This is a genomic window from Moorena sp. SIO2C4 (assembly GCF_010672485.1).
In the GTDB taxonomy this organism is placed as follows: Bacteria; Cyanobacteriota; Cyanobacteriia; order Cyanobacteriales; family Coleofasciculaceae; genus Moorena; species Moorena producens.
Genome location: NZ_JAAHGN010000778.1, coordinates 1 through 3,670, shown reverse-complemented (window position 1 = coordinate 3,670; position 3,670 = coordinate 1). Strand labels below are relative to the sequence as shown.

Below are 3,670 nucleotides of genomic sequence, written 5' to 3'. Positions count from 1 at the left end.
TCAAGGTGCAATTGAGGTGACCATGTGGAAACTACTTACTTTTTCCGGCTATTTATCCAATTTTTCCGGATTTTTCGGTTATTATGTCTGAGTTGAGGGTAATTGAGGAGTTTCGGTTCCTTTAATCAGATTAGCCTTCATGGCGGCTAACTCAGCTTCCACATCATAGTTACCTTCGAGAGCAGCAAATTTTTTATCCAGTTGATTGCCGCCTAATTCAGCCATTGCCTCAGACCGGGCTTCAAGCTGCATTACCTTTTCTTCCATCTGTTCAAAAGCGCTCAAGGCACTACTGTTACCCACATTACCCAGCATCTCATTAATTTTCATGGATGCCTTAGCTGATTGAGCCCGAGCAATATACAAGTTCTTTTTAGTTTTGGCCTCTGAGATTTTCGGCTCTAGGGTACGGAGATCTTCCTTAAGCTTGGAAACAAGCTCAGCTTGCTGGGAAAGCTGAGCTTTCATGGTTGTGACAGTCTGTTGATGAGATTTCCGCCGTGTCAGGGCATCCCGTGCCAACTGGTCGTCTCCTGCTGACAAGGCTAACTGAGCGCGACGGTACCATTGCTCAGCAGCGGCTTGAGCCTGGGAGGCTTGTCGTTCCGTGCGTTTTTGGGTAGCGATCGCTTGAGCTACAGCCTGCCGCATTTGAATCAAATCCTGCTGCATATCATCGACAGCCTGTTCCAGGATTTTCTCAGGATCTTCAGCTTGGCTAATCAGACTATTAAGGCTAGCGCGAATTATTCTAAACATACGATCTAATAATCCCATGGCAGCTTTCCATACATGATCAGGGCTTAGGGAATGAAAACTGATGTCATTAAGATTGAACTTGACACTTGACAGTTTCAACTTAACTAAGGATGATAAATCGAAGCAGAAATTCCCTGTTGCTGGAGTTTTCCGACCAAACCTTGTGCTTCATGTTCAAATTTGAAAGCTCCCATCTGAATCCGGGTACCTTGAGATAATTTGCGCACATAGGCATCAGCAACAATTGTCCTAGCTTGCTGTAGGGAACGTTTACCATCGTAGTTGATCAGCACATAGTAGAAAGGATCGCGAGCAGGTAAAGACTCCTCTACCACTGTTCTTAGAGATGCGGCTTGATTCTGGAGTGTTTCAGAGATAGCTGGCTTAAGTAATCCTGACTGTACCCGTCTTTCTGGGGGTACTAAAGAGCCTGAGGTGGTTGGTAATGATGACAAGGGAACCTTTTGCAGTGGTTGAACAGAAGGCAAAAGTACTGAAGATAAGGAAGACCCTTTAGGAGGCATCGGTCTAGTTACCACCTTAGGAGCTGATTCAACCACCTTAGGTAAAGGAACATCTTTTGTATAAAAAGGTTTTTGCTGCGGTCCTGGAGTAGCTTCCACTTGAGAAAGGGTATGTAAGTTCAAGTCTACAAATTCCTCAGAAGCCAAATTAGGTCCACCCTGTAGGGGAGAATGGGGAATCGACTCAGTCTGTTGTGGTTTATGTGGTTTAATTTGCTGAGGGGTTTTGGAGATCTTGGGGATGATGAAGCTGATCAGCCGTGACAGATCCAGATTACTTAACACCGATGGATTGGAGAAGATATAGGGTAGGGTAGCGCTTAACAACAGCAAAAGTACCATGAAACCGACATTTAACGGAGTCAGCAGTTGGTAAGACACCTGCTTTTGGTTGTCAAATTCTTCTTCATCTTCTGCCAGACTCTGTAGTAGTTTTTCTGATGATTCGAGATAATCTTCTGGCTGGGTTTGGTTAGCCCCTAACTTGATCAAACTACCTGAGTCTTCAGGCAATTTTTCAGGAGGGTTAAGTTGCTCCGTAGCCTCTTTCTGAATTCCTAGGCTAGCACTGTCACCATTATTATACTGGGATACAACTGGTGGCTGAGTAGGTTTCGGGGACTGTGATGAGAGGGAATCTAGGGATTCAGTCTCCTCAACCAATGGCTGTTGTGGTTGTTTCTGAGAAGTTGTCGCCTTGGTGGTTAGGTTTGGCAGTGCAATGGTTGATGGCTGGTTTAGTCGAGAGATGGTCTGGTTTGTCGGTGATGGTGAGGGTTTCTGTTTTACCTCACCGACAGAAATTAACTCTAGGGGTTTACGGACCCGGTTACGACCAAGACCACGGTTAGTCATTACTGGGCGTCCTACTCTTCGACGTCGGTAGCGCGCTAATTCTTCCTCTAGTTGTACATCAAGGCTACTCAGAGCAGCTTGTAAAACTGAGTTGAGTTTGTAGTTACCGGTCGAGCTAGGGGAAGAATTAACTGAGGAGTTTTGGCTCATGGCGGACTCTATCGGTCGTTTGTGCTACAGAACAAGCAACAGGACTTAACGCTAGCCATTCTATCTTTAGGGTCACCCTACTAACTATAAGCTAGTTTTTGGCCAGTGTGACACAAGCTTCTAGCGTGGCAAAGGCTTCAACGCTGGGACGTAAGTCCTGAAGCAATCAAAACTATTGTCAAATTAACTAATTATAGCAATTCTCATAGCTATGAGGTACACAATTTCGGAATTTTAGGGAACAGCGGATCTGGGAACAGGGAACAGGTAAGAAACAATAAATAATAGGGATGCGCTGCATCAATACAGGAAATCAAATTCAAAGAAGACTGTACCTCATTACTGCGATAAACGCTATCTAGTAAGGCGATATGCTTAAATCACTCAATCAGATCTTAGATAGGATTACAAATCAGCCCGAGTGGCAAGGTATACAACGCTTGTCATCCCTAATTAAGTGTTGGTCTGAAATAGTAGGAGTGAACATAGCTAATCATACCAGACCCTATGCTATCTCTAGGGATATCTTATATGTGGCTACGTCTAGCTCTGTTTGGGCACAAGAACTAAAATTTCAGCGCCGGATGTTGTTGAAACGGCTTAATGCTGGTTGGTCTGAGCCCCTAGTTGACATCCACTTTTCTCCGGCTCAGTGGCATAAAACACAAGTTTTGGGCAATGGCTATTCAAAATCTGAGTTGACCCCAAACCATAGACATCCTAGCACCATCTTGCCAATGTCTTCATCACTGGTTTGTGAGCAGTTAGACCACACAGAAAACACAGAAAGTAGTCAAGCCACTGACAAAAGTACTGACACAACGAGTGACAAAACTCACATACCCCAAGCAGCGTTTAAACGTTGGGCAAAGATGATGCAGATGCGATCGCAAAATTTACCACTTTGTCCTCAGTGTCAGTGTCCGACTCCACCAGGAGAACTCCACCGTTGGGATGTCTGTGGTCTTTGTGCTACTAAGCAATGGCAAATTTAGAGCAAGGTTTTAGAAGGGAGTCGGGAGTCGGGAGTCGGGAGGTCGGGAGGTCGGGAGGTCGGGAGGTCGGGGGCATTCCTGTTCCCTATTGGCTCTTGGCTCTTGGCTCTTGCCTATTCCCAATTCCCTGTTACGGGATCCGCTGTTCCCTTGATTTTTAGAACACTGAACTGATACTTTTTCATAAGTTAATCGGGCTAAATTCAGTATCTAAATACACTTTTGGTGTGTTTTTTTGGTTGATCCCTATGGGTTTTTGGTATAAAGCAGCCAATTCTTTCAGAAGCCATCTCTTTTTGTTACTTTTTGTAAAATAAAATGTATCTATTTGTAACAAACTTCTTAAGAAAATATTAAAGCTTCAGTGGCTAACGATATGGCTATAAC

Annotated in this window: 3 protein-coding genes; 1 reads left to right on the top strand and 2 read right to left on the bottom strand. The window is 44.4% G+C overall.

What is annotated here, in order from left to right; translation table 11 throughout:
- Window positions 1-81: 81 nt before the first annotated feature.
- Both F6K20_RS28890 and F6K20_RS28885 read right to left on the bottom strand, forming a co-directional pair.
- Entirely contained in the window at window positions 82-777 is a 696-nt protein-coding gene (locus F6K20_RS28890; protein WP_008189083.1) for a PspA/IM30 family protein, read from the bottom strand.
- An 86-nt stretch (window positions 778-863) separates the two neighbouring features.
- Window positions 864-2,288, bottom strand: coding sequence for an atrophin-1 family protein (locus tag F6K20_RS28885; RefSeq protein ID WP_008189085.1), 1,425 nt, complete (start codon window positions 2,286-2,288; stop codon window positions 864-866).
- A gap of 371 nt (window positions 2,289-2,659) precedes the next feature.
- Here F6K20_RS28885 and F6K20_RS28880 point away from each other — a divergent pair, with 371 nt between their 5' ends.
- Window positions 2,660-3,283, top strand: coding sequence for a DciA family protein (locus F6K20_RS28880; protein WP_008189087.1), 624 nt, complete (start codon window positions 2,660-2,662; stop codon window positions 3,281-3,283).
- Window positions 3,284-3,670 lie beyond the last annotated feature (387 nt).

Coding starts and splice junctions, on each gene's coding strand:
- F6K20_RS28890 (WP_008189083.1), bottom strand. CDS start 777: ATGGGATTATTAGATCGTATGTTTAGAATAATTCGCGCTAGCCTTAAT.
- F6K20_RS28885 (WP_008189085.1), bottom strand. CDS start 2,288: ATGAGCCAAAACTCCTCAGTTAATTCTTCCCCTAGCTCGACCGGTAAC.
- F6K20_RS28880 (WP_008189087.1), top strand. CDS start 2,660: ATGCTTAAATCACTCAATCAGATCTTAGATAGGATTACAAATCAGCCC.